This is a genomic window from Bacillus sp. GW821-FHT11D08 (assembly GCF_058808515.1).
Genome location: NZ_JBXARS010000009.1, coordinates 79,038 through 104,680, shown reverse-complemented (window position 1 = coordinate 104,680; position 25,643 = coordinate 79,038). Strand labels below are relative to the sequence as shown.

Here is a 25,643-nt window from a genome sequence, read left to right as displayed (position 1 = left end):
GTCTGTTACGGGAAAAGACACTGCCCCTTCAGGCAGTGTCCGTCTTCATTAAAATGTATGTTTAATCAGCTGTTTTTCGGCATGGCGTTCTTTTGCCAGCTCAACCAGCTGTTCGATCAGATCACTGTACTCTACGCCTGCTTCTTTCCAAAGCAGCGGGAACATGCTGAATGGCGTAAAGCCCGGCATTGTGTTCACTTCGTTAATGAGCACTTGACCGTCATTGGTCAGGAAGAAATCGGCGCGGACAAGGCCTGATCCGTCAATCGCTTTGAAGGCTTTAATCGCCATCTCGCTGATTTCCGCATATTGTTCATCCGTCACTTGCGCGGGAATCATTAAATCCGTGTCGCCGTCTTCATATTTCGCTTTGTAATCGTAAAAGTCGGTTTTCGGCGCGATTTCACCGACGGCGGAGCATTTCGGTTCGTCATTTCCGAGTACGCCGATTTCGATTTCTCTGCCGGCGATTCCTTCTTCCACCACAATTTTCCGGTCATACTCAAAAGCCAGTTCGAAGGCTTTTTCAAGCTCTTCACGGTTTCGGCATTTGCTGATTCCGACGCTTGATCCGAGGTTCGCCGGTTTGACGAAGCACGGATATCCCAGCTCCTCTTCAACCTGCTGTAAGCAGCTGTCCGGCGTCTGTTTCCAGTCCTTTTTTAAGAAAGCGGCGTACTTCGCCTGCGGAAGCCCCGCTTGAGCGAACAAATGCTTCATGATGACTTTATCCATGCCGGCTGATGATGCAAGCACCCCGTTGCCGACATAAGGAACGTTCAGCAATTCCAGCAGACCCTGAATGGTGCCGTCTTCACCGTTCGGTCCGTGCAGAAGCGGAAATACGACATCGATCGGCGCCTTTTCGTCAGGCGACGCTTCAGGAAACATTTCCCGGTTCAATGCTGATAGAGCGAAACTTTCACCGTTTTGTTCCAGCTGAAGCATTTTCACGTTGGAAACCGGCTCAGTCAGCAGCGGGCCTCTTTGCCATTCTCCTTTTTCAGTGATGTAAATCGGATGTATATCAAACTTCTCAGTATTAAGCGCTTTTGTTACAGCTAATGCTGTCTGCAGCGATACATTGTGTTCGGCTGACTTTCCGCCGTACACCAATCCTAGACTTGTTTTCAATGGATATTCCCCCCACAACAATTCATCTTTACTATCTTATCACTTTCCTCAGAAAATGATCTAATTATTTTTGGGCATTCTGAATATGAAAGCATTTGTATGTAATTCCTTTTTATTTTATATTAAAATGGCATGGAAAAGGAGATGTGTCATATGAAAAAAATCAGTACAACAGAACAATTTAATGAACTTATTCAATCCGACAAGGAAATCATCGTGAAATTTTTCGCTGACTGGTGCCCTGACTGCACGCGCATGAATATGTTCATCGGCGATATTTTGGAAGAATATAATCAAAATGATTGGTATGAACTGAACAGAGACGAGCTCCCTGAGCTTGCCGACAAATATCAGGTAATGGGCATACCGAGCCTTCTGATCTTTAAAAACGGCGAAAAGAAAGCGCATCTTCACAGCGCAAACGCGAAAACGCCCGAAGAAGTCACAGAGTTTTTATCACAGCATATTTAATTCGTTTCACGATCTTTGTTTATGACTTCAGGCTCTACATGAACATGGACATGAGTCACATCATGTTCATGTTTTATTGCATATTCGACCTCATCGGCTACTTCATGGCCTTCTTTCACAGACAGTCCCGGATCTACCGTAATGACCAGTTCCACATGAACCGTGCTCCCCAAATACCTTGCTTTCACATCCTTCAGCCTGCTGACCTCTTTTATTTCTTTCACCGTGTGTTTATACGGCTCCAAATCTTTCAGATCAAACCCGTCCGTCAATGAGTGGGAAGCATCTTTGAAGATGTCCCATGCCGTCTTACAGATGATGATTCCGATCAGAAAAGCAATGACCGGATCAACCCACGGCAGATGAAGCCGGGCGGTTAAGACGCCTATAAACGCCCCAATACTGACATAGGCGTCAGAACGGCTGTCTTTCGCCGCCGCATGAAGCGCAGAACTTTTAACCCGATCCGCAAGACGGCTGTTATATACATACATGCCGTACATTACAATCGCGCTTCCGAGCGCCGTCCATGCCGCAATGAAGCTCGGCTCGGCCTCCGTTCCGCTGACAATCGCCTTTGCTCCTCCGATCAGCACTTCAATACCGACCGCCATCATAATAAAAGACGCAATTAATGAAGAAATTGTTTCAGCCCGATAATGTCCGTAGGCATGATCACTGTCCGCGGGGCGCTGGGAAATCCGGAGCCCGATCAGCACAGCCAGTGATGCGACAATATCCGTGGCATTATTTAACCCGTCCGCTCTGAGCGCTTCGGAATGATAAATAAGACCGATCACCAGTTTGACGGCGGCAAGGATGAGGTACGCGGCGATATTAAGAATCGCGCCTTTTTCGCCCCGTTTTAAGTTTGCCGTTTGATCATTCATGTAAGGACTCCTCCATTCTCATTCATAGTATGGATGGAAAAGCGGAAAAATAGCAGCTTTGATCTGAGCAAGTGCAATATTCGACAGCATTATTCCCCGGGAAACTTTTTGTCGAAAAATTGGCGGTATTTTCCCTTTACATATGAATATGCCCATTGTATACTTTCATTAACTGATAATGATTCTCAATATCATTTGATTAGGAGGGTAATCATGAGGTCTTCTCCTCAGCTCAGATCATCAGTTGAAGGACGAAAAAAACATCTGATCCATTTGCTGATCAATAACGGAATATACAAAAAGTCGGAACGGCATTTATATGAATTATCGCTCGGAGAATTAGAAAGCGAATACAAATATGTAAGGAAGGTGCGGGCTCATGGCGAAACGTAAAATAAAAACATACGAACAGCTGATAAAAGAAAACAAGGCGGCCATTATGAATAATCAAAAGCTGATGAATGTGATCTATGACAGAATTGACCGCAAGCATCAAAAACTGCTCCGGCACAACAGCCATACATAAAAAGAGCCTTTTTCAGGCTCTTTTTTTTATTGCTCAAAGGCTTCCGCCGCTAATTTGCCGATGACCGCATCGTCCATCGGCGGATTGTGAAGGCCGGCCCGGGCATCCCGATAATACCGCTGAAGCGGATTGTTTCGCTCCAGGCTTTTTGCGCCGGTGATTCTCATTGCTTTATCAACAACAGAAAGGACCGCATTTGTCACAATATGTTTTGCGGCGCCAAGCTCGCTTTTGATGAAAGGACGGCGTTTCGGGTCATCATACATTTGCGCCGCCGTGAAGAGAAACTGTCTCGCTTTTAACAATTCAAGCTCCATTTCCCCGACACGCTGCCCAACGGCCGGCACGTCTTTAATCGGTCCTTTCAGGCTGTTCGGCGAATATTCGGATGCAAACCGGACGGCATAGTCCCTTGCCGCTTGAGCGATGCCCAGATAAGCAGCCGGAATGTGAAGCAGCCAGCCATTCACTTTCGCCGCTCTCGGCCCGCTGATAAGCTCCACAAGCCGCTCGTCACTGACCATGACATGATCTAAAAGGAGATCATGGCTTCCGGTCGCCTTCATGGCAATCATATCCCATGTTTCCTCGACTGAAACGCCTGCCTGATCTTTATGAATGAGAAAAACACCGGTCGTTTGTTTTTCTTCAATCCATGCCGTCACAAGCATATAATCCAAAGTCAGTGAAAGGGTTGTAAAGGTTTTTCGGCCGTTCAGCACCCATTTTCCGTCTTTTTTGACAGCGGAGGTGCCGGGTCTTCCTCCCCTCGTCGGACTGCCGGTCTGCCGTTCCGTCGCTGCCCTGTTCAGGACAGCTCCCTTTTTCACCTCTTCTGTGATAAATGAAAAGACATCTTCATCCCAGCTGTTTCCTTCTCCGAGCTCACCCATGACGGATAAATGCCAGCCGATTCCGAGAGCAACGGCCGCGTCTCCTCGCGCCAGCCGTTCCTGAAACAGCACCATATCATAAACGGAAATGCCTGCACCGCCGAATACCTCAGGTACCGTTAACGCCGTATATCCCGCGTCGCGCAGTCTTTGAATTTTCTCCGCGGGAAAACGGCCCGCCTCATCATCAAGCGCGGCTGTTTTTTGAAATTCGTCTGCAAGCAGGCCGATTTTTTCCATCCATTCCCTCTGCCGTTCATTCTGTATCCATAAAGACACTGGAATCCCCCCATTATAATTCCGATAAAGTTAATAAGTATTATAGAGATTCAAGTCTCGTTTCGCAACTATGAGGCTGTACAAAAAAAACACGCTATTCCATGGAATAGCGCGTTCAGACTGCTTCCGGGCCGCGGTCCTGCTTAAGCCCGAGATAAATCAGCATATATGTGAGATAACCCATCGTCATCACAAGCCCGCCAAAGAAAAAGCTTGAAAAAATCGGCTCTTCAAACGCGGTAACTGCCGCAAGCACGATCCAGCTTGCATACAGGTAGATGATGAAATAACGGAATCCCGACTTCATTTTATATAAGAGAAACAGCCCCACTGTAGAAAACAAACCCAGCGCAAGCCTGAAATAAACAAGATGTTCGAATTGGAACATGAATGACACAAAGGAAAAACCAAGCAATAACACAATCGGTAATGCGGTAATAAAATTTCTCAAGTGAGCACCTCCGTCATTACCTTTATTATAAATCAAAATAGCATAAATTATTGATTTATCGTGATCTTTTTCACAAAAATGTCATTCCTTTACTTTATACCCGAACATCGCGTTTGCAAAAGCTCCACCAAGCGACGGCTAAGAAGAATACGATATGGATAATGATAATGCCTGCGGAAAATAACGGCGTCATTCCCGCAAACAGCGGTTTCGCCCCGCTCATATATTGCGTCAGGTCAGTATTTGCGAACAGCAGAAAACTTCCCCATTTGTTTTGGAAGAGCGACATAATCGTCACGAGTGATTTTGCGCCGTACAGCACGATAAATGACAAAATGACGGCCGTTGCGCTGTTTCGGAATACAGAAGAACACAACAAGCCAAAGCATGCCATCGCAAACGCCTCGACCCAGTTCGTGCCGATTACTTTCAGGGTGTTCATAAGAAGCGTCCCTGATTCAGATGTCACCGACACGCCGAAGAAAGCCATGCCGAACAGCAGAGACAGAATATAGTACGCCGCATACAGGTACAAGCTGACCAAAAATACGGTAATGAGTTTAGATACAAAAATCCGCTCCCGCTTTACCGGGCGGATTAACAAAAATTTGATCGTTTTCTTATCAAATTCAGCGGAAATGATTGTTGCCGCGATCACGATCGTTAATGCCTCAAGCAGAATATTCAGCCCGGGCGCGTACGCCATATAGCCGATGAAATTCTCATCCGTTCCGGAACTGATGACAAGCCGTTTAATGACAAGCGCCATAATAAATTGGAGAACGGCCATCAGAATCAGCGCCACCAATGAGACTTTTCGGTTAAAGAGTTTCATATGCTCATTCGCTGTCAATTTAAACATTCGTCTCCCCCTCCTCTTGAAGCGCCCTCGTCACTTTCATGAATTCATCCTCCAGCGATTCCGCATACGGCATGATGGAATACACGAGAAAGTCTTGTCCGACGAGCGCACGGTTTAATGCCGGGATGTCATTCTTCGCTACGGTGACGGTAATGCCCCCGCCGTTTTTCTCCGGAGCAAATTGCTGTTGGGACAGCCATTCTAATGCTTCGTCAGCCGGCTGAATATCGAGGACGGCTTTTTCTTCTTTTTCCTCAGCGCCGCGCAGAACAACCTCTGTTTTGATCTCACCTTTTTGAATGATGATGACACGGTCGCAAAGGTCCTCCACTTCACGCAATAAATGCGTCGCAAAAAGGATGCTCGTCCCTTCAAGCTCCGCGAGTTCCTTTAAGTGATCGCGGAAATCCTTCATTCCGCCGGGATCAAGCCCGTTTGTCGGTTCATCTAAAATGAGCAGATTCGGACGGTGAAGAATGGCCTGTGCAATCCCGAGACGCTGACGCATACCAAGGGAATACGTTTTAACTTTGTCATGAACGGCATTGGTGAGCCCGACCCGTTCGATGACTTCCTGAAGCCTGTCCTCTTTGATGTTTTTGTGCATGTTGGCAAAGTGCTTCAGATTTTCCCACCCCGTCAGGTACGGGTAGAATTCAGGATTTTCCACGATCGCTCCGACGGATTCAAGCGCTTTTTCGAAATCAGCATCGTGCTGAAAGCCGTTAATTGTAATCGTGCCGCTGTTTTTCTTTAAAAGACCGACGATGATTCGGATAAGTGTGGTTTTTCCCGACCCGTTCGGACCGAGCAAACCGATGATCTCGCCCTGCCTGACATCCATGCTGATGTTTTTTAAAATGTGCTTTTTGCTTATTGTTTTGTCAAGGCCTTCAATATGTAAAATCGGCTCAGTCATACAGCCTTCCTCCTTTTTCACAAAAAATAAACAGTGCCCGTACATAGGCACTGTCTGCATTATAACATTAGTCATATATTCGTGAAGAGCCGGAGCCGACGTTATGTCTTATCCGGGACCGGTCCGTTTTTTTCCTTCTCTTCATTATTGACGACATCCAGAATATCGAGCAGGAACACAAAAATCGGAATTCCGATAATCAAGCCCCAAATGCCGAAGAAATGTTCCGAGAAAATCAGAACTGTAAAGGTAAAAAAGATCGGCAGTTCCGTTTTCGCTGACATCAGTTTCGGATTAAGGAAGTACGTCTCAATCGCATGGATGACGAAAATGACCAGCACGATGTAGATGACATACGCTGCGCCGCCCGTCGTATACGCGATGATGCTGAGCGGAATGAGCGAAATCACCACACCCGCAACGGGAATGAGCCCGAGGAAAAAGACCATGATGGACAGGCCGAACAGCTGCGGAAAATGCAGAATCGCCAATGCGATCAAGGTGAGGATACAGTTCACCAGCGCGATAATAAATTGGGCTTCAAGCACTTTGCCGAATGTTCTCGCAAACTTGCTGCCGAAATAAGCAAGTTCGTAGTAAAAAACAGACAGCTTGCTGTGCTGAAATTTTTTCATAAACTCCGTGAGCCGCTTTTTCTCGAACAGGAAAAACATGCTGAGAATCAGTGACATCACGACCTGCAAACCGAAAGTGCTGATATCGGCCAAGTATGTATACAGTACATTAAAACCTTCTTTTACATAGGAACCGATATTGATATCGCCGAACACGCTCGATATCTCATCATAAAACGGAATGACATCGGGATGATACGCGATGTGCTTGATCTGCTTAATCAGCTGTTCAATCTGCTTGGCAACAATCGGGTAAAAGACAAAGCCTCCGACAGTCGCCCCGACAGCCAGCGCAATATATAAAACGGTGATGACCACCCTCTGGCTGATCCGGAAAAAATGGTTCAACACGTGCCGGATGACAGTCTCCAGCCGATCCATCAGAAAAGTAAAAATAAACGTAAGCAAAATCAAATTAATCATACTTCGGAATACAACTAACACCCCAGTCAAAACAAGAAAAACGGAAAAACGTCTGACACCCGGATGCTGAAAAAATTTAAAAATAGCCGCCATTTATACACTCCTGCTAGGACAAAAAGCCCTTAGATTTCATCTTTCACTCTCTAATTGTAAATTATATAACAAAATGACGCTAAGGTCTTTGTCCACCTCCTAATAAATTTAAACAAATTTATCTTTTTTACTCATGGCGGCCGAAAAAAAGAACGGCATGCCCGATGCATACCGTTCCTTTCCTTTTATACCGCCGTTTTCATTTCTTTTACGGCCTGTGTGCTTTTCGCTTCGTCAAACTCATTTTCGCTCTTGGCTACGATGATGGTGGCGATTCCGTTTCCGATCAGGTTGACGATCGCCCTTCCTTCACTCATAAAGCGGTCAACGCCGAGGAGCAGCGCCAGCCCCTCCAGCGGAATAACCTGAAGCGCCGATAAAGTGGAGGCGAGCACGATAAATCCGCTTCCGGTTACGCCCGCCGCGCCTTTTGATGTCAGCATCAGCACGAGAATGATCGTAACCTGCTGGCCGATGGTAAGGTCAACGCCGAACACCTGCGCCAGAAAAACCGTCGCCATGGACAGATAAATCGAGGTGCCGTCCAGGTTAAAAGAATATCCCGTCGGAATGACAAGGCCGACAACCGATTTGGAACAGCCGTAGCGCTCCATTTTATCCATCATCCGCGGAAGGACGGACTCAGAAGAGCTTGTGCCGAGAACGATGAGCAGTTCATCTTTAATAAAACGGAGATAGTTCCACAAGCTGAAACCGAATAGTTTGCAAATGATATTCAAAGCGACAAATACAAACAGGAACATCGTAACGTATACAGACAGCATCAGACTCGCCAGCGGCTTGATGGAATCAAGGCCGAAGTGCCCGATCGTATAGGCCATGGCCCCGAATGCGCCGATCGGCGCCGCGCGCATGATGTAGCCGATGATTTTGAAAAAAACGTGCGACAGTTTATCGAAGAAATCAATAATGCTTTTGCCTCTTTCACCGAGCGCCGCCAGGCCGACACCGAATAAAACAGAAAAGAATAAGACCTGAAGAATGTCGCCTTTTGCGAAAGCGTCAACCATATTTGACGGAACGATGTGAGTGATAAATTCAATCCAGTCAATCCCCTGTCCCCCGTTTTGCGTGTACTGAGAGACATCCCCTTTTTCAAGCTTGCTGTAATCAAGCCCCTCACCGGGTTTCATGATATTGACGACCAGAAGTCCGATAATAAGGGCGATGGTGGTCACGACTTCAAAATAAATAAATGCTTTTCCCCCGACTTTGCCGACTTTTTTCATGTCTCCCATCTTGGCGATGCCAAGCACGATCGTCAGGAATATGATCGGTGCGATAATCATTTTTACCGCATTGATAAATGTATCGCCGAGCGGCTTCATCTGCTTCCCGGCCTCAGGCCATACGAGTCCGACAATGACGCCGATGATCACCGCCGTGATGACCTGCACCGTAAGATTTTTGAAAATTTTCATCCCTACTCCCCCTTGCCTCTCGCTGCGTCTATACAAAAATGATAGCGTTTTCAAACAAAGAGGGGAAGCTTATGATCATAACGGACATTTTGGTCTTTTTGGTCTCGGCTAGCGGACGAATTTGTAGCGGTTAACCGGCCGGCCCACTCCCCCGTATTGAATGTCGAGCTTAATCTGGCCGTCTTTTTCAAGAAAATCAAGATAACGCCGCGCTGTCACCCTGGCGATTCCGAGCGCTTTGGCGGCTTCTTCAGCTGAAAGCGGCTCCGTCTGCTGTTTCATATAGGTCAAAATTTCATTCATCGTAAAATGATTTAACCCCTTCGGCAGATCGCGGGACGGATTTTGCGGAATTTTAAGCAGCATGTCAAGCTGCTCTTGCGACATGGTGTCATGCTCTTCAATTTTCCGTTTATATTGTTTATAGTTTTCGAGCGCCTGTCTCATCCGCTCCAGCTTAAACGGCTTCAAAATATAGTCGGCCGCACCGTTTTGCAGCATAAGCTGGATTGTTTCTCTGTCTTTTGCGGCCGAGACGATGATGACGTCTACTTCGAGCTTTTGTTTTCTGATTTCCTGGAGCGTTTTAATTCCGTCTTTTTTCGGCATGTATACGTCTAATACCACGAGCCCGGGCCGCAGATCTTTAATAAGCCTGATTCCCTCGTCTCCGTCAGCGGCTGTGGCGATGACGCTGAACCCCGAAACACCGGTGATAAATTCTTTATTCACCTCCTGCACCATCGGATCATCTTCAATAAGCAGCACCTTGATGTCCATCGAATGATTCCTCCCCCTTCATCGGAAATAAAATAGAAAATGCCGTTCCCTGTCCCTGCCGTGTGTCGACTTCAATAACGCCCATCCCTTTGTCGACGATTTGTTTGACGAGGTACAAGCCGTATCCCGTTCCTCCCGTTTTATTGACGGTAAACCCTTTGTCATAAAGGCGCGGGATGTGCTGATCGGAAATCCCGCTTCCGTTGTCTTCTATTAATATAGCAAGCACTTCATCATTTTGCTCGATACTGATGTCAATATGTTTGTCCTCCGTGTCCGCTGTTTCGAATGCGCCGAACGCATTCTCAATTAAATTGCCGAGCAGGACGACGATGTCATGCTGGTCGACATGTTCCGGAAATGCCGAGAAACTGCTGTTTTCATCAATTTTCACAGAAATGCCAAGCTCTTTTCCTCTTTTGATTTTGCTTAACAGCAGTCCCGCCGCAGCGTCATTCTGAATGGCCTGATGAAGAAAATCGGTGACGCTTTCTTGTTCTGATGATTCCTTAAAAGCAAGCTGGAGCGCTTTTTCTGATTTTCCGAGCTGAATCAGTCCCGCGATGGTGTGAAGCTTGTTCATATGTTCATGATTTTGAACTCTGAGCGCATCGACAAAATTTTTCACACCTGTCAGTTCTTCCGCCATTTTCGCGGCTTCCGTCCTGTCCTGAAAAATGGCGACGGCTCCGATGACCTTCTTTTTCATGACGATCGGAATTCTGCTGCTCATGATCACCTTTCCGCTGACTTGGATTTCTTCATTATATACGGCTCGGTTCCGCTCGACGATCTCAGGGAGCCGCGAATCTTTTAACACGTCCCAGATCAGCCTGCCATCGGTCTCTTGTCTGACATTGAATATCTGCTTCGCTTTTTCATTAAAAATGGTGATGTGATGCTGATTATCGATCGCGATGACGCCCTCATTCATCGAATGAAACGTAGCGGTCCGTTCCTCATACATTCTCACGATCTCATGGGGCTCCAGCCAAAACATTTGTTTTTTGATGTGGCGGGCCAGCAAAAAGGAGCCGGCCAGTCCGAACCCGAGCGCCAGCAGAACGATAAACAGTATTTCATGTTTCAGCTGAAGAAGAATTTCACCGAATCCGGGCAGCGTTTTACCGGCCAGAACGACCCCGATCTGATTCAAATCCCGGTCTTTAATGGGATAAAAAGCGCGGACGGCGGTGCCGATTTCTCCCTTTGCTTCGGAAAAATAAATGTGCTCGGCGAACGCCGCGGCTTCGTCCTCACCCCTTGAACGCTTTCCGATCATTGTGCTGACGGGATGTGAATAGCGGATATGATCCATATCCATGACGACGATGTAGTCCGCTTCATTGATGATCCTTATTTCTTCGACCGCATGGCGCACGTCTTCCCTTTGTTTTTTCTGCTCGAGGGCGCGTTTGACATCGGTCATCTCAGATACCGTCCGCGCGGTATTCATCAGCCGTTTTTTCAGCTCGCGCTCCTCTGTATGCTGAATATTGCCGATCAGCACGATGCCGACGATCAAAAAGGTAAAAAGCACGACGATATACGAAAGTATGGTGATTTTCCAGCGGATGGTGAGCTTTTTTTTCGTCATTGGCCTCTTCCTTTCCGTCTCTTTACGAAAACGGCCCGCCCGATTATGCTTGTTATAGAAAATGGCGGAGGGGGTTTTCGATGAAAAGCTTGCTGACTTGTCTCAGCCTGATGGTACTCGGTATCGGAACCGCTTTATTCATCGGCTTTCATGATCGTTTCTCAACGGAAGAACCGTATTATGATGACGAACAGGAAGGCCTGAAAGATCAAATCGTTTTCAAATTCAGCCATGTCGTTGCTGAAAACACGCCAAAAGGGCGGGCGGCGAATAAGTTTGCCGACCTTGTCTATCAAAAGTCCGGCGGCACCATTAAAGTAGAGGTGTTTCCAAACGGGAGCCTCTATTCAGATAATGAAGAAATAAACGCCCTCCAAAACGGGGACGTGCAATTCATCGCTCCCTCCACCTCAAAGCTCGGATCACTGTCTCCCGAATGGGGTGTTTTGGATCTGCCTTACGCGTTTACAAACTATAAAGCCGTGCAAGAAGGCCTGAACGGCAAAATCGGCACACGCCTGTTCGCTTCTTTAGAAAAGCATCATTTGAAAGGTCTGGCGTACTGGACGAACGGGTTTAAGCAGCTTACGTCAAATAAAGGGCCGATCTTCACTCCGGACGATTTGAAAGGACAGGCGCTCAGGATCATGCCGAGCAGCGTGATCGAAGACCAGTACCGTCTGCTCGGCGCGCGCCCGCGGCAGGATTCCTTTAATTCCACGTTTCAGCTCTTGGAAAGCAATCTCGTAGACGGAGAAGAAAATACGATTTCAAATATCTATTCTAAAAAATTTTATAATGTTCAAGATTATTTGACAATCAGCAATCACGGGTACCTCGGTTATGCCGTGATGACCGACGAGCATTTCTGGAATTCGCAGACAGAAAAAACGAGAACCATCTTAACGGAGGCGATGAGAGAAACGACGGAATGGAACGAAGCCTCCGCTGAGAAAATGAATAAAGACCAGCTTGAAGAGATAAAGAAGAATTCATCCATTCATATTCATGTGCTGAGCAAAGCGGAAAAGAACACATGGATGAAACGCCTCGACCCGATTTACGGACAATATGAACAGGTGATCGGCCGCGGGCTTGTGCAGGATTTGTTATCCTTGCGCCGCGAGCCTTAGCAGGACCAATACGCCCATCTCCGTTTCATCCCTTTTCCCGCCGGGGAAGTAAATAGGGACAGAGCAAAAAAAGGAGATGGAGACATGTTTACACATACGAAAAAACTGCAGCATCCGGCTAAACCGGATCGTCCTGACCCGCTGTTCGCAAAAAAGATGCAGGAAATTTTAGGGGGACAATACGGGGAAATATCCGTCGCCATGCAATATTTGTTCCAAGGATGGAATACACGGGGCAATGAAAAATATAAGGATCTTCTGATGGATACCGCGACGGAAGAAATCGGCCATGTCGAAATGATCGCGACGATGATTGCGAGACTGTTAGAAGACGCCCCGCTGGCAGAGCAGGAAAAAGCGGCTGATGATCCGGTCATCGGGTCCATTTTAGGCGGGATGAATCCGCATCATGCAATTGTCTCAGGACTCGGCGCAATGCCGGAGAGCAGCACGGGCGTTCCGTGGAGCGCAGGCTATATCGTCGCAAGCGGAAACCTTCTGGCAGACTTCCGCGCCAATCTGAACGCCGAATCACAAGGAAGGCTTCAAGTCGCACGCCTGTATGAAATGACCGATGATAAAGGCGTGAAAGATATGCTCAGCTTTTTATTGGCCCGCGATACCATGCATCAAAACCAATGGCTTGCGGCCATTAAAGAATTAGAAGAACAGGAAGGCCCGATCGTTCCTTCCACATTCCCGAAGGCACTGGAAAAACAGTCATTCTCCCATAAGCTTATTCATTTCTCAGATGGCGGAGAAAGCGCTGAACAAAATTGGCTGAAGGAAACAGCGCCGGACGGAGAACCATTTGAATACGAAAAGGAACCGAAAGCGCACGGCGAAATAGCTAAGCTGGATCCTGTCCCGCCGTATGTCCACAACACGCTTCCCGGACGCGAGTAAAGACACAAGCCCAAAACAAACTGTTTTGGGCTTTCATTATGCCTTCTGAACCGTCCAGTCCGGTTCGTATCGGATGTCCGGGTGATGTAACAGCTCGTGAATGACAGGTTCATCCTCTTCATACAGCATCACTTCTATTGAAAGAATCGCAGCCTTCTGCCCGATTTCTTCGTATATGCGGTCATGTTCGTTCTCCATAAAATCATCATAGGCCTGTCTGTTCTCCCAAACGCTGATGATCTCTGCGATGAACAGGCCGTCTGCGTTTTTCCGCCAGCCGCCGGCCTGTTTGACGAAGCCATTTACACATGATAATGCTCCCCACCTTGACTGTGCTTGCGCAAATGCTTCAGCGTTTGCAGCGTCTGTTTCACATACAATCTTTTTGATCAGCATGACAATTCCTCTGTGATGACTGTTTTCGCATGCGTATGCTCGACACAAAGATTCACGGTTCTGACGTAAGAGCGGGTGCGGTGAATCGTGCCTTTCGGGATGAGCAGGCTGTCATTTGCCTTGAGCACTGCGGTTTCTTTGTCCTTAAAATCAATCAGCAGCTCCCCTTCCAGAACGATGAACCATTCATCTGAGTCAGGGTGATGGTGCCAGTCATATTCTCCCGTAAACACTGCGAGGCGCACACAGTGGTCATTGATCTCCGCGATTGAAAAATTGTCGTGTTTTTCTTTAACTTTATTGGCGATAGCGAGCAAATTCAGCATGTCAGACACGAGTGAAAAACCCCTTTTTCATCTTATTGTATCGCAACGGCGGCTCAGATTAAGATTTTCCCAAAATAAAAAGCGATCCAGCTGATGCGCCGGATCGCTTTTGATCTGCAGGTTGTCTGCCTTTTATGCTTTTATTAGCTGCTTCGTCTGTTTCCGCCTTTTTGGCCAATTTCCTTATAAAAATCTTTGTCATGATTTTTGCTTGTGGCTTCTCCGCCTTTTTGGCCGATTTCTTGATAGAATTCCTTGTCATGGTTATTGCTAGTGGCTTCTCCGCCTTTTTCACCGATTTCCTGATAGAATTCTTTGTCATGATTTTTGCTAGTGGCTTCTCCGCCTTTTTCACCGATTTCCTGATAGAATTCTTTGTCGTGATTTTTGCTAGTGGCTTCTCCGCCTTTTTGACCAATTTCCTGATAGAATTCTTTGTCATGGTTATTGCTTGTCGCTTCTCCGCCTTTTTGACCTGCTTCTTCTCTGCTCATTTTGTTATTATCTTGTGCCATTTTTGAATTCCTCCTTTAATTGGTGTTGGTTGTTGGTTTCCCGATTTCAGAACTGCTAAACAAAGAAAACACATTGAATGTGTTTTCGGGTGGTTTTTTATCATTCTGTATCCTTCATGCGTTTTAGAATCCGGCGTTTTTTATAAAGCATGATGCCTGTTTCCGCGATGCTTTCTAAAGCTGAACGGTTGGCGGACGCGCCGAAGATGATACCTGCGGCCGGAACCATTTGCAGCAGTTTTTTCGCGGCGAACGTATCGCGGTAGCTGTAAACGACTTCCCGCCAGCCTTGGATTTGCGAGGCGACGCGCTGATAGGCGCGGTCGTTTTGATCATATTGCCGTAAATCTTGCAGGATCGCTTTTTTTCCGATGACGTCACTGGATGCAAGCTGGAGCAATTTGACGATAAACACGCGTTCTTTCTTGTCTTTCGGATCAAAGCCGTAAGCAACCGCGATATCTTGCAGCGTCTTTAAGGACAGGCCGAGCATCGCCGGGATGTCTGCCGCCAGCGTGAATACGCCGCCGACTCCCGTTGCGGCTCCCTGCACCGTCGCGGCCTTTACGCTTGTACGCGCTATGGCTTCTGCGATTTCGTCCATGACGGCAAGCGGCGCAATGCGGATGTCGTGTAGCGTTTGACATGTACCGTGCGGCAGCCGTTTTTGAAACTTTTTCATGATGCGCTTTTCAGATGTCAGGTACTGTCCGCCTGACTGAATAAACGTTCCCGTTTCATCGAGAATGAGTCCGATTTTCCTCTGAATAAATTGCGGTGTCAGCTTGTCCAAAAGCTGAAACGGCAAGCGGGTGAATGTTTGCCAGAACATCACCCTCTGCTGCGCCTTTTCCCATTTTTGAATGTCTCTCAGTTGTCTTTCCAGGTCTGTCCGCTCTTCTGTCACCCGTCCTGCACGTCCTTTCTGATTTCTTTGTTCATAGTATACCTTTATGGCGTTTTCTTTTTACACCCGGCCGAATTTTTTATCCGGAAAACATTCCATTGTTTAATTTTCTTCAAATTCTGTATATTGTATAATTTTGAATAATACGATTGAAGGAGAATGTTGAATGCAATGGATTTATTTAAGTTTAGCGATCATTTTTGAAGTATTGGGTACGGTCAGCATGAAATTATCAAATGGATTTACAAAACTTGTCCCAAGTATTTTATTGTTATTGTTTTATATCGGCAGCCTTTGTTTTCTTACTTTGACTTTGAAATATATAAGTGTCTCCATCGCATATGCGGTCTGGTCCGGAATGGGGATCGTGCTGATTTCCGTGATCGGAATTTTTTTCTTTCATGAACAGTTCTCTGTCATAAAAGCCGTCTCTGTTCTTCTGATCATCATCGGTGTTGTTTCCTTAAACTTTATTTCTGAAAGTGAAACGTCATCAAACGGCATCAGCGTTCATACGGACAGAAACAGATGATGAAAGGGTTAAAGGTTCTCTTCCTCATTACAGATATTGGATTTATCGTTTATTGGATTGTTACTTTTTTTGAGTGGATTCCAAAAAACATGGTGTTTAAAGATTATGATAACGCCATGATCATGGCCTGGAACTGGTCATTCTTTCCCTTAGATATTTTCATTTCGATAACCGGGCTGTACAGCTTGTTTCTTTATAAACGGACACATGCGTTATGGCGCTCTTTCGCATTAATATCACTTGTGCTGACCTTTTGTTCAGGCCTGCAAGCGATTGCCTTTTGGGTATTTATCGGTGATTTTGATCTTATGTGGTGGGCATTCAATCTGTACTTGCTTCTTTATCCTTTATATTTTATTCAGAAATTGCTGGTCTCTCGTAAAAATAGCTGTCATTCTTTTTGATGAGGCGGTTTTCTTTTTCTTCAGGCGGGAAACACTTTTCATAAAGGAGTGATAGACATGCCTTGGTCTATGAAGGATTATCCGCAATCATTGAAGAATCTCGAGGAACCTGTGAAGAAAAAAGCGATCGAAATCGCGAATGCGATGGTAGATGAGGGTTATGAAGAAGGACGGGCCATTCCCATTGCGACAAGTCAGGCGAAAGAGTGGAAAAAAAACGCTTCTAAGGAAGAAATCGATCAGCTGATGAAACACGATGATGAAACGAAACGCGGAAATTGAATCGGAATAAAGGAAAAACCCCGCTCTCAAGAGAACGAGGTTTTTCTGATTATAAACCGTAATAATAAGATAGCGTGGTGACTGAAACGTAGCCTGTCGCTCCTGCATACGTGACTTTCAGCCATTTATTAGAATTGGTGTAGTGGCCTTGAACATATTCTCCGGTTACCCAAGAACCAGTAATTTTTTTACCGCTTGAGAATGTTGTGATCGTTGAACAGCTGACCTTAGAGCATGAGCGCATATTAGCACCGTAAATACCGACTGTGCCCCCGCTGGCTAAAATGGAAACGTCCGGTTCAGCTTTAGGTTTGAAAGCTGCTGCTGATGCAGAGCCGCCAAAAGCGAATAAAGAAACAGCAAAAATCATGGCTAAAGAAATGATCGACAAACGACGTACCAAGAAAATTCCCCCTCTTTTATCATATGGCCGGAAAGCTTTCCTGACGTTATTATACTTTTTCGCCCGGGAGACTGAAATAAGTCTAATGCTCCAACTTCTTTTCTTCGCAAGTGACCATGCCGATTCTTTTTTTGATAGATAACAGCGGTTTATTAGACTGGAATCACTGAAATATCGTTGATTCAAACGTTTATTCAGAGCGGCCGGAGTTTTTCCGGAGGTCATTTGAATGGTACAGAAAGGTTTTATCTTTCAATGGAAAGAAACATTATTATTCTATTTACCCGAGAAAACGGAGGAAATACAGCGTCTTTTTCTCAAATCAGTTGGGCGGACAGAAAGTTGTGAAGTTATATAGGCAAGTGTCCTCTTTTCACCTTTTTAAAAGAACGCTCCACGCATCCGCGCATGATCCGACGCGGAAACACGCTTTGCGAACGGCATCGCTTCTTTCCCGGAACGATGCCGTTTTCATTTTCGGACCTTTCTTCGGCGGGATACATATCATAGATAAAACAGGGCATCAATGTGCCGGTTTATTGAACATAAAGAACTTGACATCTTATAATAGCGGATTTATGATGTAGATAAAATAATTTGCATCTAGGAAACTTTTTGTTATTTAGCTAAAAATCTATCGGAATTTAGGTGAGACATAATGAGCAAAGACATCTCAGCACAATCACTGCAAGCAAAAGCCGTGCAGGATGCACTTGACGGCAAAAGCAAGGGATTCAAGCGGCTTCTGCCTTTTTTAGGCCCCGCCTTTATCGCGGCGATTGCCTACATTGATCCGGGAAACTTCGCTACGAATATCTCAGCTGGTTCGAAGTATGGGTATATGCTGCTGTGGGTCATCCTCTTTTCAAACTTGATGGCTTTTTTAATTCAAGTTCTTTCCGCGAAGCTCGGCATTGCCACGGGTAAAAACCTTCCGGAAATCGCCAGAGACCGGTATCCGAAATGGGTATCAGCCGGGCTGTGGATACAGGGTGAACTGGTGATTATGGCAACTGATCTGGCAGAATTTATCGGGGCGGCGCTCGGACTCAACCTGCTGTTCGGCATACCGATGGTTGAAGCGGCCATTATCGCGGCGATCGGATCATTCGCGATTTTAGAGCTGCAGCGCCGGGGTTACCGGGCGCTGGAAGCGGGCATTGCCGGACTTCTGTTCGTCGTGGTGATCGCCTTCGCTCTGCAAACCTTCTTTGCCAAACCTGACGCCGCCTCCGTTCTCGAGGGGCTGTTTATCCCGAAAATTGACGGAATGGACAGTGTGCTCTTGGCAACCGGGATACTCGGCGCAACCGTGATGCCGCATGCCATTTACTTACATTCCGCACTGACACAGCGCCGTGTCGTCGGAAAAACGGATAGTGAGCGGAAAAAGATTTTTAGATTCGAGACGATTGACATTCTCATCGCGATGGTGATCGCCGGGGCGATTAACGCAAGCATGCTCATCGTCGCTGCCGCGCTTTTCTTCAAGAACGGGCTGTATGTAGAAGATTTAGACGTGGCTTATCAGCAATTCGGCCACTATATCGGACCGGCTTCAGCCATTCTCTTCGGGATCGGGCTGCTGGCCGCAGGGCTTTCAAGCTCTTCTGTCGGCACATTGTCAGGCGATATTATCATGCAGGGCTTCATCCGTTACCGTATCCCGCTTTATTTGCGGCGTTTCATTACCATCATTCCGCCGATGATCATCATTATCTCGGGGGTCAACGCCACAGAAGCGCTCGTATGGAGCCAGGTCGTTCTTTCATTCGGCATCTCCTTTGCGCTCGTGCCGCTGATTATGTTTACAAGCAACAAACGCCTGATGGGCGCCCTGACGAACCGAAAATGGGTGACGGCTCTCGCCTGGCTGATTGCGGTTTTGGTGATCGCGCTTAATCTGTTTGTGATCTACGATTCATTCCGTTAGAAAAAAACCGGCCGCAATGGCCGGTTTTTCTTTTGACGCCGGGTGCCGTTCGTATCTTTTTCCGGGCGTTTTTGGTATGATAGAAGAAAAATCGGAGTTTTGCTTATGTCAGTATTTATCCTTTTTTATCTGTGGATTGTGCCGATTGTCATCGGCATCTTCTGTTCTCTTTTTGCTTATCGGACAACGGGTAAGAAACGTCTGATTCCCGGCTTTTTCATGATCGCATTAAGCATCGTTTCCTTAATCACGGGGCTTTGGATCGGCGGGGTGAACTATCATGTGTTCATCGGGGGCATGTTTTTATTCGGTACGTTATTGGCCGGCTCCGCCTTCCCGTTTTTCTTCGCTCTTTCACGCAAACGAAAATAAACAGGCATGCCGCCTGTTTATTTTTATTCATTAACCCTAAATTATAAACCGCTCCGATAATGTGATTCCGCCTCAATCAGCCTGTACATGTGTTATATAGGCTCCAGCCCATGTCCCATCTCATCGAAACTGCAGCCAAAATGAATCCTGCTAAAGAAGATTTTGAATTATAAGAAAAATACTGTATTAAAATCCTATTTACCCCAAAAATACCTATTGATAGAATGGTATCTGAGAGGGGAAAATGTTCAAAGCGGATCATATCGGTCCCGCCTAAATACATAGTCTTTCATTTCTCTCTACACTACATTTCTAAAGGAGGATTTCCCATTAGACACGCAGCTAAAGGCATTCTGTTTGCCGCATCTTTAGCCCTTGTAACTACTGCTTTTGTCCCCGCATCCTTAGCTAAAGAAAATCATAATAATACTGCCAATGCCACTGGAACGACCAAATCATTTTTTTATCAGACTGATACGCAATTTTCCTACGGACTTAAAGCACAAAGCGATGCATCTGTGTCAAAACCAGTCAAAGATGTAATCAGAGAAGTGCTGAAAAATAAAACAAAATTATTCAATCTTGTTGAAAAATTAGCAGGAAAGAAAATAAGAAATGAACTCGAGTCCGTTTTCAATGAACACATCGAACCGGTTTTAAAGAAAATGCTGAACGAGTATGTCGCCTTAAGCTGGGCTGACGTGGAAAAGAATCTTTATCTTTCACTTAAAAAGTCCGGACTTTCTGACAGCCAGGCTAAAAACCTCGCTCAATTGACAACTTTAGCAATGAAAGCATTTTAAAATCATTCATAAATGATCATCAGGAAAATACGTATGAAGTAATGCAAAGTGCTGTTAGATTCACTCTAATAGCACTTTTTCATTGGAGATGTCAAAATGACTGTCTTTTTTACTGTTCTGCTCACTTTCTTATGCTGCCTTGTGATTTCATCTCTTATTTTTATGATTCTATTAAAAAAAGAGATCGTGGATACACCGCCAAACCGCTTAGCTCATGCAGCATTCATCGTACTTATTGGATTCTCCCTGTTCTTGGCTATAACTGTACCCAGCCTAGTTATGTATTTTGCAGCTATAACTGTAAATCATTTTTTCGGAGAATATATCATCTATGGTTCACTTTCAGACTTATACATATTTTCTGTCGTCGTCAGTATCTTAGCTTTAGTTTATATGCTTATCCTTACAGCAATTGTAAAAGGAATGACTCATGTTTTGACATTGCCTGCTTGGTCAGCCTATATCCTTGAATTCATTTTTGCATGGGCTGCTGTTTACTTCTCAATCCAATACGTTTCCAATCATATCATTGAGAACATATCTATATTTCAAGGTGGAGAAATTCTTCTTTCATTGTTCATCACTTTCTTATTTTCGGGATTGGATATCCTTTTCACTAATTTGGATAAGATCACAAAAGAGAAATTAGGCTAAGGGGGTAACAAATATGAGAATCATGACATATATATCCTATTTTTCTATTTCTTTAGTTTTGCAGGTGGTATGGCTGCTATTAATAAAAAGAACCTCTAATATATTTCTGATAGATATGATTACGGTGTCCTTCTTATTCACCCTCTTTATGTTCATCTTGGATCAAATGTTCAAAAATAAGCGGACAAATTAGGGACTGTTTTTTAATAATCCTCGGGCTTCTCTTTCGTTTTGAAATGATTCCGGATCTAGAGATGTTACGGTGAGCCATTCATTAATGAATAACACCAGCCTCTTTAAAATACTTCTTCTTTTATATAACATCCTGACTTTTCCGTCATATATTCATACGAAAAAACTGCAATAGGGAGTAATGAAACATGATATTGTTTATTGGCAAGTTCATGTTGCTCTTTTTACTCTGTTCGCTGGCGTATCATTTGTTTAAAATTGTTTATTACAATATAGGGAAGAACATTGCGCTTAAAACCCCGAAAGGGACAAAGACAAACCGGACGGCACTTGTGTTTGTCAAAAATGGAACTACACTGAATGAGGGAGATTACTTTATGATCGCTGTTGTGACCGCTCTCTGGCTGTTCTTGAGATGAATTGCACTGGTCCTTCATAAGTTTTTTGATCAGCCATCGCTCGCCAGCTGCCGATTTTCACAATCATCGTTTTCGTTTAGGACGGCTATATGCAAGCAAGCCGCTCAACAAACAAAGGAGCTGTCGAGATCTTCTCGATAGCTCTTTTGTTTGTCCTTGAATGATTGAAGATAGGCTTAAAAATGGACGGCGTCTTTCTCATGCATGCATCGTTCAAGAAAACACTTCACAGCAAAACGGAAAGGTGAACGCAATATAAGTAACGGTTAAGAACCTTATGAGGCAGCGTATGTTGATTACTGGATAAGAAAAAGAAATCCCCCAGTCTTAAAAGGTGGAGGTCAAAAATTGGAGAACACTTAAATATTTATAGCTTTTTCAGCGATATAAAAAGTTCCAGAGTCACTCATTTCAGCAGTATAAACATTTGTCACACTTAATAATCCAGTAAAAAGAATACCGATTAAAGCGGAGCTGATTATAAGTTTCTTCATTATATAGCCTCCGTAACCTTAAGTATTTGTGTTTGGGCATGTATGGTTTTCTTTAAAAAGTTTCTTCCCTCTACATAGTTTCTCTTCTCAAAATGAAAGTCACCTAATTTTTCGGTTAGCTCTGCGAAATCAGACCAAAGGCGTTTCTTTTCCAAGTAACCTAAGCTTTGTTTCACTTCTGTTTCATTATATTCTTCGTATAATGAATTAATGATTTTTAATTTAGCCAAATATTCTTCTTCATTAGAAGTCCGAGCACGATTTAGAGCCGTTTCATAAAAGAAACGTGCTTCCTTGGCTTTATCACATTGGTACAGGACATTCGCCATCATATATAATGATCTCACTCCATACACTGTATCAATATGTTCTTTCACGTCTATTGCCTTTTTGAAATTCTCTTCAGCAGCAATCAAATTTTTCCCTCTTAAATAAACTAAGCCTAAGTTATGAAAGATCACTCCGATAATTCTTTTCACTTTTTCCTCATCCAAGCCACGGGCGATACTTAATGCTTCCCGATAATATGATTCTGCCTCCGTCAGCCTGTACATATCGTACATGTTAGCACCGACCATCATATTACAGCCAATCACTTTCACTTTGTATAGTTGACTTTTTTCAAACAATTGCTTGGCTTTTTTTAAATGATTGAGGGAAACAAAATGCTGATCAATTTGATAATAGGCATCAGCTATTTTGTAATGAAATTCAGCTTGCTCCATTTCATCTGATACAGCATTCAACTCTCTCTCTGCTTTGCGATAATAGCTTATCGCTTCAACATACTCTTTATGATCAAATTCATACATTCCACGAAAAAACAATGAGTAATATTTCAAGAGGCCTGTAAGTCTTTTTTGTGGTTTTTCTATTTTTTCAAGCAGTTCGTCGACTGTAGGGCGATCTCTATATCTGTCTTCCGGCTCCAAGGAATCTAACATCAATTGGTGACGAAAGCACATCAATGAATAAAAGACAAGCAAATCCTGATCCTCTTCCATCTCCTCTATTTCCTGTTCTACTTCAGCCTTTAAAATCTCAGCATCAGGCACACTGAACTGGCGAATCATTTTGTACCATTCATTGATCTTGACACCAACTTGGGACGACGGTAAAACTTGGTCCACACTTATCCCTCCCTCTAATCACTATTTTTGTAATATTATAACTTTTCCTACAATAAACACAAACGAAAAAATCCCGCAATTTTCGTCGCGGGATTTTTGGGATTATGGTTTTGATGTACACTCTTGATTATTCCATTTAATATTTTCGCTTTGTAAAATTCATTATAGTCTTAGTGATTGAACCGGAGATAAGGCAGGCTCCCGTCATGATAAACACCCAAATTAAAAATGTTGGCTCTGCCCCTATCACAACAAACATAAATATCAATGACAGGATCAATACGACGACAACCATAGTCCATACTTTTTTAAAGATGAAATACCCTATTATCCCCAGCATAAAAGAAGCTGCCGGAAGAATAATGAGTATGATATATGCAGGGCTCAAAAACGGGCTAATATAAACACCTCCTACTTATTTTAAAATTTCGAACCGGGCAATTTCCCACTCTTTTTTTGCTTTTAGCGGGATTGTTTTTACCTTTTTGCCTGATTTCAAATCATAAGACGTGATATCTCCAAGCTTGTTATCACGCTGGATATCAAAGTTTTTGAGTAAAACATACATCTCTCTGTCATTGAATTGAACATCATTCATTAATTTGTTATCATCCCCAGCATAAAAATCAAAAGATTTTTTCTTAACCATTTTTTTATCAAACACCTGCAGCTTCCCCTCAAAAGAAACAGCTAAGATGCTATCTTTTAATATTTTCAATTTTGCAGGATGAAACCCTTTCTCCATCTCGACTTCTTTTTTTACCTTAAGAGTCTCTCTGTCTATTAATATGAGCTTAGAATTCTCTTTCTCATTCACGTTATCATTAACTGCCAGTACAAATGTATTTTCATCTAGAGCTTGGAATGCATCCTTTTCATCCATGAAGTATATCCCTTTATTCGGTATGGATGCCTTGTTCTCTTGCTTATTTGTCTCTGGGTTAATTGAAAGGATGGACATACTTTCTTCATCACTTGAAATGACATAAATTTTATTTTTAGCGACGATTGCTGATCCAAGTTCTCCGTCAAGCTTTATTTGTTTCTTGTTTTTTCGGCTGTTTCCCTCCCAATATACCAGTTCACTTTCCAGCCCTTTGTCTGTATATCCAACGTTAATGTCATGGATGATATAACCGTCAGAACTATTTATAAAGAAAGCACCTTCATCCTCAGTTGTTTTTGACAAACTCTTTTCATTTATTTTGTTTATTTTTCCGGTTTTATTGTCTATCATCAAGTGATTATTGCTTCTATTTGATGAGAAGAACGTATCGTTTTTGTTATATGAAGACATCGTGAAATTTATACCATCTTTCAATTCCAAGCTATCCATTTTAGCACCATCTTCACCGTAAACCCCAATCTCACTTCCCCTATCTAAAGTGTTAGAAAAACCAACAATAAATTTTGCATTGTCAATATCCTTTAATACAGTCTTTTTATTGCTGCTTCTTTCCTCTTTTTCATTCCCAGTTTGGATGAGACCGCAAGAGGTTGTGACTATCAGTATGCAAATGAAAATAAACAGGGTCTTAAGTCTATTCATATTTTCCTCCCTTTGAAATGACAAAACAACCGGTGCAGCACCGATTGTTTTTGTCAATTTGTTTAACCCTTGTGATAAAAGATTGTTGTGTTATTGGATTTTACAAGCTCCATTGGTGTTACAACGCTGTCCCATTTGACATTGTCAATATCAATACCTTGGTTTTTCCAAGAACGCCAAGCTAATTGAGAACAATAAAATTTAGCGTCTTTTTATTTAAAAAGTTGAAATTATATTTCTTTTTATTATCTGCTTGCTTTTCCGCATATTTTGCAGCGTTTATATACTTATTGTTATTCGATCCTTTAACCCATAGACCATAAACTTTCTTTTTACTTCCCCAGTTATTATTATATCTGCGAACTCCATCTTGGTTTATAGGGCTCCAGCTTTTCGCCCATGCTTCAACTGTTTTTGATTTGTTAGTTGAAACAACCGCAGCATGTCCTACACCAATAGACCAACTTCCAGAATTAATTTCATAGCTTGTAAGAACATCACCTTTTGTACCTAACGCTTTTGCTGCAATTTGGTTCTTGGGCTGATATTCAGGCTCCTTGTATTTAGGAAGAACTTCATCAATTTGACCAGAGGCTTTCAATTCTTTGATTTCTTTTTGGGAACCCTTATACAAGTCTTCTGCATGTTCTTGTACATACGCATACTCTTCTTTACTCATTTCATAGAATTTCTGTACTTCCTCACTTGTCATGCCGGCATCTTTCATTTCCTGTATTTCCGTTTGGACTTTTTCATTAGTAAGTTGCGGAAATCCTTCAGCATGTGCACTTTTCCCAAATCCCAAGCCTAAACCGGAAATCAACATAGTTGTAGAGAACATGGTGGTAAGTAAAAATTTACTCTTTTTCACGTCAGTATCCCCCTATTGAATATTTTT

At 44.0% G+C, this 25,643-nt stretch carries 31 protein-coding genes and 2 pseudogenes; 13 read left to right on the top strand and 20 right to left on the bottom strand.

All coding sequences use genetic code 11. The features are described from left to right. Positions 1-48: 48 nt before the first annotated feature. Positions 49-1,134 carry a D-alanine--D-alanine ligase gene (locus tag AC1RRX_RS17030; protein ID WP_043021431.1) on the bottom strand — a complete coding sequence of 362 codons (1,086 nt, stop codon included), beginning with the start codon at positions 1,132-1,134 and terminating at the stop codon, positions 49-51. A 153-nt stretch (positions 1,135-1,287) separates the two neighbouring features. Between AC1RRX_RS17030 and AC1RRX_RS17025 the strand changes: the two genes are divergently transcribed. After that, positions 1,288-1,605: a thioredoxin family protein gene (locus AC1RRX_RS17025; protein ID WP_003156200.1), complete on the top strand. Its 318-nt coding sequence runs from the start codon at positions 1,288-1,290 to the stop codon at positions 1,603-1,605. Here the strand turns inward: AC1RRX_RS17025 and AC1RRX_RS17020 are convergent. Further along, positions 1,602-2,495, bottom strand: a complete 894-nt coding sequence (locus AC1RRX_RS17020) for a cation diffusion facilitator family transporter (RefSeq protein ID WP_015239191.1) — start codon at positions 2,493-2,495, stop codon at positions 1,602-1,604. The genes AC1RRX_RS17025 and AC1RRX_RS17020 overlap by 4 nt on opposite strands. Before the next feature lie 213 nt (positions 2,496-2,708). On the opposite strand from AC1RRX_RS17020, the gene AC1RRX_RS17015 reads away from it, so the two are divergent. Beyond that, positions 2,709-2,888 (top strand): Fur-regulated basic protein FbpA, encoded by a 180-nt coding sequence (locus tag AC1RRX_RS17015; protein ID WP_003156203.1) that lies wholly within the window; start codon positions 2,709-2,711, stop codon positions 2,886-2,888. Next, positions 2,875-3,021 (top strand): Fur-regulated basic protein FbpB, encoded by a 147-nt coding sequence (fbpB, locus tag AC1RRX_RS17010; RefSeq protein WP_003156206.1) that lies wholly within the window; start codon positions 2,875-2,877, stop codon positions 3,019-3,021. Before AC1RRX_RS17015 ends, fbpB begins: the two co-directional genes overlap by 14 nt. Before the next feature lie 26 nt (positions 3,022-3,047). On the opposite strand, the gene AC1RRX_RS17005 is transcribed toward fbpB, so the two are convergent. The 8 genes from AC1RRX_RS17005 to dctS all read right to left on the bottom strand — a co-directional run bounded on the left by AC1RRX_RS17005 (position 3,048) and on the right by dctS (position 11,395). Then, positions 3,048-4,193 (bottom strand): acyl-CoA dehydrogenase family protein, encoded by a 1,146-nt coding sequence (locus AC1RRX_RS17005; RefSeq protein WP_094032119.1) that lies wholly within the window; start codon positions 4,191-4,193, stop codon positions 3,048-3,050. A gap of 115 nt (positions 4,194-4,308) precedes the next feature. Next, positions 4,309-4,644 carry a hypothetical protein gene (locus tag AC1RRX_RS17000; protein ID WP_007410218.1) on the bottom strand — a complete coding sequence of 112 codons (336 nt, stop codon included), beginning with the start codon at positions 4,642-4,644 and terminating at the stop codon, positions 4,309-4,311. A gap of 94 nt (positions 4,645-4,738) precedes the next feature. Continuing rightward, positions 4,739-5,506, bottom strand: a complete 768-nt coding sequence (locus AC1RRX_RS16995; RefSeq protein WP_007410217.1) for an ABC transporter permease — start codon at positions 5,504-5,506, stop codon at positions 4,739-4,741. Beyond that, a complete protein-coding gene (locus AC1RRX_RS16990) occupies positions 5,499-6,425 on the bottom strand; it encodes an ABC transporter ATP-binding protein (RefSeq protein WP_144464924.1) in 927 nt (308 codons plus the stop codon). The genes AC1RRX_RS16995 and AC1RRX_RS16990 overlap by 8 nt, the downstream gene beginning before the upstream one ends. A gap of 101 nt (positions 6,426-6,526) precedes the next feature. After that, on the bottom strand, positions 6,527-7,576 hold the full coding sequence (locus tag AC1RRX_RS16985) for an AI-2E family transporter (protein ID WP_007410215.1): 1,050 nt from the start codon (positions 7,574-7,576) through the stop codon (positions 6,527-6,529). Between the two features lie 185 nt (positions 7,577-7,761). Then, on the bottom strand, positions 7,762-9,018 hold the full coding sequence (gene dctP / locus AC1RRX_RS16980; protein WP_012116859.1) for a C4-dicarboxylate transporter DctP: 1,257 nt from the start codon (positions 9,016-9,018) through the stop codon (positions 7,762-7,764). 108 nt (positions 9,019-9,126) lie between these two features. Then, entirely contained in the window at positions 9,127-9,798 is a 672-nt protein-coding gene (locus AC1RRX_RS16975) for a response regulator (protein WP_042634858.1), read from the bottom strand. Further along, a complete protein-coding gene (gene dctS / locus AC1RRX_RS16970) occupies positions 9,773-11,395 on the bottom strand; it encodes a two-component system sensor histidine kinase DctS (protein ID WP_014416956.1) in 1,623 nt (540 codons plus the stop codon). The genes AC1RRX_RS16975 and dctS overlap by 26 nt, the downstream gene beginning before the upstream one ends. 80 nt (positions 11,396-11,475) lie before the next feature. On the opposite strand from dctS, the gene AC1RRX_RS16965 reads away from it, so the two are divergent. Both AC1RRX_RS16965 and AC1RRX_RS16960 read left to right on the top strand, forming a co-directional pair. Next, positions 11,476-12,528, top strand: coding sequence for a TRAP transporter substrate-binding protein (locus AC1RRX_RS16965; RefSeq protein WP_015239187.1), 1,053 nt, complete (start codon positions 11,476-11,478; stop codon positions 12,526-12,528). 84 nt (positions 12,529-12,612) lie between these two features. After that, positions 12,613-13,434, top strand: a complete 822-nt coding sequence (locus tag AC1RRX_RS16960) for a manganese catalase (RefSeq protein WP_012116856.1) — start codon at positions 12,613-12,615, stop codon at positions 13,432-13,434. A gap of 36 nt (positions 13,435-13,470) precedes the next feature. Here AC1RRX_RS16960 and AC1RRX_RS16955 read toward each other — a convergent pair whose 3' ends face one another. From AC1RRX_RS16955 to AC1RRX_RS16940, 4 genes are all read right to left on the bottom strand, one after another. Further along, positions 13,471-13,830 (bottom strand): DUF4937 domain-containing protein, encoded by a 360-nt coding sequence (locus AC1RRX_RS16955; RefSeq protein WP_144464922.1) that lies wholly within the window; start codon positions 13,828-13,830, stop codon positions 13,471-13,473. Further along, the gene (locus AC1RRX_RS16950; RefSeq protein WP_042634851.1) at positions 13,824-14,165 is read right to left on the bottom strand and encodes a cupin domain-containing protein; all 342 of its coding nucleotides are present in this window, start codon (positions 14,163-14,165) and stop codon (positions 13,824-13,826) included. The genes AC1RRX_RS16955 and AC1RRX_RS16950 overlap by 7 nt, the downstream gene beginning before the upstream one ends. Positions 14,166-14,299: 134 nt before the next feature. Beyond that, complete coding sequence (gene gsiB, locus AC1RRX_RS16945) at positions 14,300-14,671, bottom strand: glucose starvation-inducible protein GsiB (RefSeq protein WP_015416859.1); 372 nt, start codon at positions 14,669-14,671, stop codon at positions 14,300-14,302. A 100-nt stretch (positions 14,672-14,771) separates the two neighbouring features. Continuing rightward, positions 14,772-15,578: an EcsC family protein gene (locus AC1RRX_RS16940; RefSeq protein WP_007410207.1), complete on the bottom strand. Its 807-nt coding sequence runs from the start codon at positions 15,576-15,578 to the stop codon at positions 14,772-14,774. A gap of 166 nt (positions 15,579-15,744) precedes the next feature. Here AC1RRX_RS16940 and AC1RRX_RS16935 point away from each other — a divergent pair, with 166 nt between their 5' ends. From AC1RRX_RS16935 to AC1RRX_RS16925, 3 genes and pseudogenes are all read left to right on the top strand, one after another. Continuing rightward, positions 15,745-16,110 carry a DMT family transporter gene (locus AC1RRX_RS16935; RefSeq protein ID WP_007410206.1) on the top strand — a complete coding sequence of 122 codons (366 nt, stop codon included), beginning with the start codon at positions 15,745-15,747 and terminating at the stop codon, positions 16,108-16,110. Further along, the gene (locus tag AC1RRX_RS16930) at positions 16,107-16,514 is read left to right on the top strand and encodes a DUF5360 family protein (protein WP_144464920.1); all 408 of its coding nucleotides are present in this window, start codon (positions 16,107-16,109) and stop codon (positions 16,512-16,514) included. The genes AC1RRX_RS16935 and AC1RRX_RS16930 overlap by 4 nt, the downstream gene beginning before the upstream one ends. 57 nt (positions 16,515-16,571) lie before the next feature. Next, a pseudogene (locus AC1RRX_RS16925) lies at positions 16,572-16,787 on the top strand (DUF2188 domain-containing protein); the annotation flags it as partial. A 58-nt stretch (positions 16,788-16,845) separates the two neighbouring features. Here AC1RRX_RS16925 and AC1RRX_RS16920 read toward each other — a convergent pair. After that, complete coding sequence (locus AC1RRX_RS16920; RefSeq protein WP_007410203.1) at positions 16,846-17,199, bottom strand: hypothetical protein; 354 nt, start codon at positions 17,197-17,199, stop codon at positions 16,846-16,848. 655 nt (positions 17,200-17,854) lie between these two features. Here AC1RRX_RS16920 and AC1RRX_RS16915 point away from each other — a divergent pair. The 5 genes from AC1RRX_RS16915 (at position 17,855) to AC1RRX_RS16895 (ending at position 21,572) form a co-directional block, all read left to right on the top strand. Next, positions 17,855-19,132 carry an Nramp family divalent metal transporter gene (locus AC1RRX_RS16915; protein ID WP_094032124.1) on the top strand — a complete coding sequence of 426 codons (1,278 nt, stop codon included), beginning with the start codon at positions 17,855-17,857 and terminating at the stop codon, positions 19,130-19,132. A gap of 105 nt (positions 19,133-19,237) precedes the next feature. Continuing rightward, on the top strand, positions 19,238-19,504 hold the full coding sequence (locus AC1RRX_RS16910) for a hypothetical protein (RefSeq protein ID WP_060675355.1): 267 nt from the start codon (positions 19,238-19,240) through the stop codon (positions 19,502-19,504). A 224-nt stretch (positions 19,505-19,728) separates the two neighbouring features. Next, the gene (locus AC1RRX_RS16905) at positions 19,729-20,307 is read left to right on the top strand and encodes a hypothetical protein (RefSeq protein ID WP_020953893.1); all 579 of its coding nucleotides are present in this window, start codon (positions 19,729-19,731) and stop codon (positions 20,305-20,307) included. A gap of 96 nt (positions 20,308-20,403) precedes the next feature. Continuing rightward, complete coding sequence (locus AC1RRX_RS16900; protein ID WP_007410197.1) at positions 20,404-20,961, top strand: hypothetical protein; 558 nt, start codon at positions 20,404-20,406, stop codon at positions 20,959-20,961. A 380-nt stretch (positions 20,962-21,341) separates the two neighbouring features. After that, positions 21,342-21,572 carry a hypothetical protein gene (locus AC1RRX_RS16895; protein ID WP_094032125.1) on the top strand — a complete coding sequence of 77 codons (231 nt, stop codon included), beginning with the start codon at positions 21,342-21,344 and terminating at the stop codon, positions 21,570-21,572. A 359-nt stretch (positions 21,573-21,931) separates the two neighbouring features. Here AC1RRX_RS16895 and AC1RRX_RS16890 read toward each other — a convergent pair whose 3' ends face one another. The 5 genes and pseudogenes from AC1RRX_RS16890 to AC1RRX_RS16870 all read right to left on the bottom strand — a co-directional run bounded on the left by AC1RRX_RS16890 (position 21,932) and on the right by AC1RRX_RS16870 (position 25,571). Further along, positions 21,932-22,066, bottom strand: coding sequence for a hypothetical protein (locus tag AC1RRX_RS16890; RefSeq protein WP_254922222.1), 135 nt, complete (start codon positions 22,064-22,066; stop codon positions 21,932-21,934). Continuing rightward, complete coding sequence (locus AC1RRX_RS16885) at positions 22,066-23,196, bottom strand: Rap family tetratricopeptide repeat protein (RefSeq protein ID WP_039062639.1); 1,131 nt, start codon at positions 23,194-23,196, stop codon at positions 22,066-22,068. Before AC1RRX_RS16885 ends, AC1RRX_RS16890 begins: the two co-directional genes overlap by 1 nt. Positions 23,197-23,332: 136 nt before the next feature. Further along, positions 23,333-23,536, bottom strand: coding sequence for a DUF2651 family protein (locus AC1RRX_RS16880; RefSeq protein ID WP_228767510.1), 204 nt, complete (start codon positions 23,534-23,536; stop codon positions 23,333-23,335). 75 nt (positions 23,537-23,611) lie between these two features. Continuing rightward, positions 23,612-24,745, bottom strand: coding sequence for a hypothetical protein (locus AC1RRX_RS16875; RefSeq protein WP_144464939.1), 1,134 nt, complete (start codon positions 24,743-24,745; stop codon positions 23,612-23,614). Between the two features lie 62 nt (positions 24,746-24,807). Beyond that, positions 24,808-25,571: pseudogene (locus tag AC1RRX_RS16870) on the bottom strand (septation ring formation regulator EzrA). Positions 25,572-25,643 lie beyond the last annotated feature (72 nt).

What these genes read in the sequence shown, in the direction of transcription:
- AC1RRX_RS16875 (WP_144464939.1), bottom strand. Translation starts at nt 24,745, where the DNA reads ATGAATAGACTTAAGACCCTGTTTATTTTCATTTGCATACTGATAGTC.
- AC1RRX_RS16880 (WP_228767510.1), bottom strand. Translation starts at nt 23,536, where the DNA reads ATGCTGGGGATAATAGGGTATTTCATCTTTAAAAAAGTATGGACTATG.
- AC1RRX_RS16905 (WP_020953893.1), top strand. Translation starts at nt 19,729, where the DNA reads ATGGTATCTGAGAGGGGAAAATGTTCAAAGCGGATCATATCGGTCCCG.
- fbpB (WP_003156206.1), top strand. Translation starts at nt 2,875, where the DNA reads ATGGCGAAACGTAAAATAAAAACATACGAACAGCTGATAAAAGAAAAC.
- AC1RRX_RS16960 (WP_012116856.1), top strand. Translation starts at nt 12,613, where the DNA reads ATGTTTACACATACGAAAAAACTGCAGCATCCGGCTAAACCGGATCGT.
- AC1RRX_RS17025 (WP_003156200.1), top strand. Translation starts at nt 1,288, where the DNA reads ATGAAAAAAATCAGTACAACAGAACAATTTAATGAACTTATTCAATCC.
- gsiB (WP_015416859.1), bottom strand. Translation starts at nt 14,671, where the DNA reads ATGGCACAAGATAATAACAAAATGAGCAGAGAAGAAGCAGGTCAAAAA.
- AC1RRX_RS16910 (WP_060675355.1), top strand. Translation starts at nt 19,238, where the DNA reads ATGTCAGTATTTATCCTTTTTTATCTGTGGATTGTGCCGATTGTCATC.
- AC1RRX_RS16975 (WP_042634858.1), bottom strand. Translation starts at nt 9,798, where the DNA reads ATGGACATCAAGGTGCTGCTTATTGAAGATGATCCGATGGTGCAGGAG.
- dctP (WP_012116859.1), bottom strand. Translation starts at nt 9,018, where the DNA reads ATGAAAATTTTCAAAAATCTTACGGTGCAGGTCATCACGGCGGTGATC.
- AC1RRX_RS16900 (WP_007410197.1), top strand. Translation starts at nt 20,404, where the DNA reads ATGACTGTCTTTTTTACTGTTCTGCTCACTTTCTTATGCTGCCTTGTG.
- AC1RRX_RS16930 (WP_144464920.1), top strand. Translation starts at nt 16,107, where the DNA reads ATGATGAAAGGGTTAAAGGTTCTCTTCCTCATTACAGATATTGGATTT.
- AC1RRX_RS16995 (WP_007410217.1), bottom strand. Translation starts at nt 5,506, where the DNA reads ATGTTTAAATTGACAGCGAATGAGCATATGAAACTCTTTAACCGAAAA.
- dctS (WP_014416956.1), bottom strand. Translation starts at nt 11,395, where the DNA reads ATGACGAAAAAAAAGCTCACCATCCGCTGGAAAATCACCATACTTTCG.
- AC1RRX_RS17020 (WP_015239191.1), bottom strand. Translation starts at nt 2,495, where the DNA reads ATGAATGATCAAACGGCAAACTTAAAACGGGGCGAAAAAGGCGCGATT.
- AC1RRX_RS16890 (WP_254922222.1), bottom strand. Translation starts at nt 22,066, where the DNA reads ATGAAGAAACTTATAATCAGCTCCGCTTTAATCGGTATTCTTTTTACT.
- AC1RRX_RS16895 (WP_094032125.1), top strand. Translation starts at nt 21,342, where the DNA reads ATGATATTGTTTATTGGCAAGTTCATGTTGCTCTTTTTACTCTGTTCG.
- AC1RRX_RS16965 (WP_015239187.1), top strand. Translation starts at nt 11,476, where the DNA reads ATGAAAAGCTTGCTGACTTGTCTCAGCCTGATGGTACTCGGTATCGGA.
- AC1RRX_RS17015 (WP_003156203.1), top strand. Translation starts at nt 2,709, where the DNA reads ATGAGGTCTTCTCCTCAGCTCAGATCATCAGTTGAAGGACGAAAAAAA.
- AC1RRX_RS16990 (WP_144464924.1), bottom strand. Translation starts at nt 6,425, where the DNA reads ATGACTGAGCCGATTTTACATATTGAAGGCCTTGACAAAACAATAAGC.
- AC1RRX_RS16935 (WP_007410206.1), top strand. Translation starts at nt 15,745, where the DNA reads ATGCAATGGATTTATTTAAGTTTAGCGATCATTTTTGAAGTATTGGGT.
- AC1RRX_RS16985 (WP_007410215.1), bottom strand. Translation starts at nt 7,576, where the DNA reads ATGGCGGCTATTTTTAAATTTTTTCAGCATCCGGGTGTCAGACGTTTT.
- AC1RRX_RS16955 (WP_144464922.1), bottom strand. Translation starts at nt 13,830, where the DNA reads ATGCTGATCAAAAAGATTGTATGTGAAACAGACGCTGCAAACGCTGAA.